This is a genomic window from Cumulibacter manganitolerans (genome assembly GCF_009602465.1).
Classification (GTDB): Bacteria; Actinomycetota; Actinomycetes; order Mycobacteriales; family Antricoccaceae; genus Cumulibacter; species Cumulibacter manganitolerans.
On record NZ_WBKP01000133.1, the window covers coordinates 1 to 687 of the forward strand.

Consider the following 687-nt stretch of genomic DNA (forward strand, 5'->3'; position numbering starts at 1 on the left):
GAGCACCCGGCTCGCCGCTGGGAACCCAAACGGCTACGTTTCCGAGTCTTTGCCGTGGCCGGGCGCATCATCCGCAGTGAATCGCCCCGGGTTTAGTGGAGGGCGAGTTCTCCCGGCAGCGGCTGCTGTCGGGGGTTGTTCTGACGGTAGTACTGCTGCTCGGCCTCGAGGGGTGTCTGGTAGCCGATCGAGGAGTGGAGCCGGTTCTCGTTGAACCAGTGCACCCATGACAGGGTGGCGAGCTCGAGCTCGTCGGCGGTCCGGAACGGTCCGTCGATCTTCACGCACTCGGTCTTGTAGAGCCCGACCACGGTCTCGGCGAGGGCGTTGTCGTACGATCGCCGACGGTGCCGATCGAGGCGATCGCGCCGACCTCGGCCAGGCGCTCGGAGTAGCGCAGCGCGGTGTATTGCGATCCCGCGTCCGAGTGCTGGATGAGGCCGGTGACGTCCTCGCCGGCGCGGTCGCGGACCCACAGGGCCATCTCGAGCGCGCCCAGCGGCAGGTCGGTCGGCATTCTGGACATCGTCCGCCAGCCTACGATGCGCCGCGAGTAGACGTCGGTGACGAACGCGGTGAACGCCATCCCGGACCATGTCGGGACGTAGGTGAAGTCCACGACCCACAGCTCGTTGGGCCGCTCGGCGCGGAACTCGCGCTGCACGTGATCTGGCGGTCGCGTCGCGG

At 67.8% G+C, this 687-nt stretch carries 1 pseudogene; it reads right to left on the bottom strand.

Annotated elements, in window-relative coordinates:
• Positions 1–92 precede the first annotated feature (92 nt).
• Positions 93–687: pseudogene (locus tag F8A92_RS18495) on the bottom strand (IS3 family transposase); the annotation flags it as partial.